This is a genomic window from Paenibacillus sp. P4_A7, from assembly GCF_056402455.1.
The window spans coordinates 1-4,413 of sequence record NZ_JBFUHJ010000457.1; the positions used below are offsets into that span (position 1 = coordinate 1).

At 41.5% G+C, this 4,413-nt stretch carries 4 protein-coding genes; all 4 read right to left on the minus strand.

The genetic code is table 11. The features are described 5' to 3' along the window. Positions 1–1,161 precede the first annotated feature (1,161 nt). On the minus strand, positions 1,162–2,457 hold the full coding sequence (locus AC1DWN_RS28750) for a cell wall-binding repeat-containing protein (RefSeq protein WP_477562303.1): 1,296 nt from the start codon (positions 2,455–2,457) through the stop codon (positions 1,162–1,164). 161 nt (positions 2,458–2,618) lie between these two features. Then, positions 2,619–2,807: a twin-arginine translocase TatA/TatE family subunit gene (locus AC1DWN_RS28755; protein ID WP_477562304.1), complete on the minus strand. Its 189-nt coding sequence runs from the start codon at positions 2,805–2,807 to the stop codon at positions 2,619–2,621. Positions 2,808–2,823: 16 nt separating this feature from the next. Beyond that, entirely contained in the window at positions 2,824–4,023 is a 1,200-nt protein-coding gene (locus AC1DWN_RS28760) for a ZIP family metal transporter (protein ID WP_477562305.1), read from the minus strand. 17 nt (positions 4,024–4,040) lie between these two features. After that, a partial coding sequence (locus AC1DWN_RS28765; RefSeq protein WP_477562306.1) for a multicopper oxidase domain-containing protein occupies positions 4,041–4,413 on the minus strand: 373 nt, incomplete at its 5' end.

Genomic DNA, 4,413 nt, shown 5'->3' on the forward strand with positions numbered 1-4,413 from the left:
ATGTAATATTGTTAAATACTAACAATACGTAGGCTCGCGAGGTCGCAATAATTAATTCCCTTGTGGTTCCTTTTAGGAGGTTATGTTCGAATTGACATAAAGAGATGCGAAAATAAGCAAGTAATCGTAGGTGTGATGCTATATTTTCTTTCTATTTTTCTTGTTCCGTTAATCCTTGTGTATATGTTGGTTTTATTTATGGGCAATGTACCATTTATCTTACTTCAGTACGAGGAAACGATGTCAATCATTATTTCAATTATGATTTTATTTTTTCTTGGATTTTTTATTTCGCGAAAAGATACGGCACATGTAGAGAATGTTGTTCTAGTTGGAGTCGTTATTTTKATTTTTAGTTTACTTGGTTTGTTTCTCACATTTACAGTTAACGATTTAATTCATGACATTTTCATTATACCTGTAATGCTATCTGGACATTTTCTTAACAAATTGATTTCTGGTATAAAAAGAAATTGATATTTTGCCACATGGAGTGAAACAATTCCATGTGGCTTCTTTTTGTTTTCTAATGTATATCGATTGCAAAAATCACAACTAATGCTACACTTTGCTCGACTTAGAAGGGGGAATGAAATGTTCGCATCTAAACTGAGGATTACAGCAGGCTAACCTAAGACTGTATTTTATACAATCAAATCCACTTTAAAAACGTTATATTTATCCCAGACTGTATTTCGTACAGGCTAATCGCCTGTTTTGCTGCTAAAGAGCCTCCAACTACCTATTTGACTGTATCTTTTCCATTCAAACACATTAAATTATGGAATTTAAGCTGTTTGACTGTACAATATCCATTCTAATTGCCTATATATCCCTTTTCCTGCGTTGGAAGTAAGACTAAATGGATGCCCTGTCCCGTCCGCATGGGGTTAGATGTAATCAATCGCTGACTTTGKGAATAAGCACAAGTTACAGATAAAAATCCAGTTTCCTTTAAACGGAAACTGGATTTTTGTATACCTGCAGGTTCAAATGCAAGTTCAAATGCAAGTGCTAGCGCTAGTACAAACTCAAGTTCAATCTCAAGCCCTAGATCATGTTAGAGTTCAAGTTACATATCATGTTAGAGTTCAAGTTACATATCATGTTAAAGTTCAAACCCCAGCTCAAACCCAAACTCACACTCGTACTCACCTGAAACTAATGCTTCATATCGTGCATACCTGAATCAACGGAGGATTCTTCTGGACTAGCGCTCTCCTCCAGACTTTCCGCTTGACTTTGATCACTTGTCCCGTGCATTGATCCATGTCCCTCGCCTGATTCTGATACGATTTCCAGCATGCTGTCTATCTCGGACTGAGCCTTCGCAGTGAAGCTGCCGGCATCACCAGTCAACCAAGCATGGTTGTAAGGACCCTCTGCCGGCGATAATTTATATTTCGGTTGGATTGACATTAAATAAGTCATGACCGAAGATGGCATTTTCTCCTTATTAGACCATATTAGCGGTGCATGCTTGCCTAAATGCGAGAATGGGGCTGCCGCTATAGCCAACGGAATCGATTCCTTATTTACAACCGACACATTATGTCCAGGAGAGGTTATACCCCACCCAAATTGATTAGATTCGTCTTTGTATTTAGCAAAAGCAATCGCATTTTCATAAGCATCTCTCCCGGAAATCCGTTTCACTTGCCCATAAATTGCTAGCTCCTTCTCCACAGCGCCAGACACGACTGACTCCGGTCCAAGCAAATATATAGTCGCTTTCCCATTTCGCTTTTTTAACGCTTCTGCCGTTTCCTTCGGCACTTCATTCTTCTTTACATAGAGCAAAGACTCTGGCATATGAGCGATCCAGTTAACCGCAGGCATTGTAAAATCCGCTGAATCCATAGATCCTACTATTACGGATTGTGGTAAGCTGCCTGCCACTTTCGCATAATAGTCATCAACTTTCTTCGCGTAGTCGGCTGGATTTCCCCCTTGAACACGGTCCGTTTTGAAGCCTAACTTACGAATTTGATCCTCCACTTGTTTATCCAAGTCTCCAACCAAAATAACCTGAATGCCTTGATTTTCTTTCGGACCTGTAGGCTTCAAACGTTTAAGCTCATTAAGAGTAATATCAGGCACCTGATCTTTATTAGTAAACAACACAGGCCCGTTGTTCGGAAAATGAACTAAATCTGCGCTTACTGCTGCAACCTGCCAGTCGCTTGGATCTACGATAACTATCCCGCCCGGTCGATCAAATTCACTCGTCGCTGGCCAAAGTGTTTTTGAAACTAATGTCGCAGCTGCAAAAGGATCAGAGCTATTGATACGTGTCGTATTCTTTGTAGCAATCCACGGCGCGCTTTCGCCCTGCCCGATTGATGAAGTCTCCGGATTGCTAGCATCAGTCCCTTTAGATGAGTTTTGATTGAAACAACCTGTTAGCATGCCTGCCACAGCAACCGAAATCAATCCTATTTTTACTATTTGTTTCATCAGATTTCCTCCATACTTGATAATCATAAATTTGTACAGCTTACTTACAGCTTACAACATAATTATGTAGATGCTGTGTAGACACTAATCAAGGTATCAGAAATTACAAAATAAGAAATAAAAAAAGCCGCTAGAAGGATTCTAACGACTTTTTGTTTCTATTATTTTTGTTGTTCCTTCGAATGAGCTTGCTTTTCATCCTCATCAATTAATCCTTTTGCTCCTCGTCTAAACTCTGACAATGTCGTCCCAATGGCTTTACCTAACTGAGGTAATTTTGACGGTCCGAAAAGCAGCAATCCCAAAATGACTAACAACACAAATCCTGCTACACCAATATTCATCGGCATGCTCATCTCCCCTATTCTAAAAATTAACTAAAAGAGCCGTTACATACATTAATAGAATGCCGAGCACTAAACCTGAGAAGTTAAGCCATGATACAGAGGGGGCTCTAAGTGCCCTTGCATCTCTTAGAATCATTTTAGATATGACATAGATGACCTGAATAATTGCACCGGCACCAATGCCGAAGAACAATGCCGCCAACGTTTGGTTAAACACGAATCCACCGATCCATGTTCCAATGATAGCTGGTGCTCCGCCCAAAACAGCAAGAGCTAAAAAAGTCTTAATGGATGGCTTTGCTTTCAGTAATGGCGCGGCAATTCCGATACCTTCTGTAATATTATGCAGCGTGAATCCAATTATGAGAAATGTACCAAGTGCAGCCTCGCCCGCTGCAAATGCTGCACCGATAGCGAGACCTTCTCCGAGGTTATGAAGGCCGATTCCCCCTGCTATTTTGAACGATACCCTCTTGCCGTCATCCTCCACACTCATTGCCTTTTTAGAGTTCGTTTGATCGATTGCAAGTAGAAATAAGAAGCTGAGCAGCGCTCCAAACCAAACGAGACCCGTTCCTTGGAAGACACCCGGCGCTTCCGCACCAAGCTCCAGCCCTTCTTGAATCGTATCAACTGCAAGGAAGAACAGCAGCCCCACTGTAAATGCCATAACCGCTTGAATGCCTTTTGAAGAAAACCTACGCATGAAGGGATACCACAATAGCCCCAGTCCAACCGGAACCACTCCTACATAAAAGCCAATCAATGAGTATTGCAAAAAGCGATTCGTATCAGCAGCTGGTGTTTTCATTGCAGTAGGTACTTCACCTATAAAAATTAATCCATTAGTGGTTATTAACTTAATTTCATGAGGATCCCCCTCCACCCACGGATAAGGAATGTATATCGTTGAACTGCCAAATCGTTCAATCGTTGGACTAGGTGAGTAAGTAGCATTCCAAAAAGAGCCATCCACCACTACTTGGGCAACGGTCAGCTCCTTCGGACCAGAATTGAGAATGCGAACCTCAAATCCATCATCCGTTAAAATAATCCGTTCAATATTTAGCACTTCTATCGGAGCAGCTTGCTGCTCCTTTACCCCTGTACCCCAAGTAGCGATTATAGATATCATGCCTGCCAGCAGCAACAGCGGCAGTATGCCCAGCAACCAAGCCACTTTTTTGGGAGATTTTTTATTTACAGTTTCAATCTGCATATCCTACCCTCCTCTTKTTATCCGACTTCAAAGAACCCCATCCAGCCGAGCTCTGTAAACTCACTTTGATGAGCGTGAAACATGTATCGTCCAGGTTCAGGAAACGTTACTTCAATGATGCCTCTCTCCCCTTGGCATTGCATGATCGTATCCGTATATTGGGGCCTTGCATCCGGATCGGCTCCGGTCGCATAGTAATGAAAGAAATTGGCGTGCAGATGAAACGAGTTAATGGGGTCAAATTCCGTTAAATTACTTAAATAGATACGAACCAGCTCTCCCGTTTTCACCTTTATCGGTCTGGATTGGTAAGCAAACGCGTAGCCATTTACGGTATATACCTCGTTCTCGCCATCTAAATCCAAATCAAAGCCATTCATAACCATACTT

What these genes read in the sequence shown, in the direction of transcription:
- AC1DWN_RS28750 (WP_477562303.1), bottom strand. Translation starts at nt 2,457, where the DNA reads ATGAAACAAATAGTAAAAATAGGATTGATTTCGGTTGCTGTGGCAGGC.
- AC1DWN_RS28755 (WP_477562304.1), bottom strand. Translation starts at nt 2,807, where the DNA reads ATGCCGATGAATATTGGTGTAGCAGGATTTGTGTTGTTAGTCATTTTG.
- AC1DWN_RS28760 (WP_477562305.1), bottom strand. Translation starts at nt 4,023, where the DNA reads ATGCAGATTGAAACTGTAAATAAAAAATCTCCCAAAAAAGTGGCTTGG.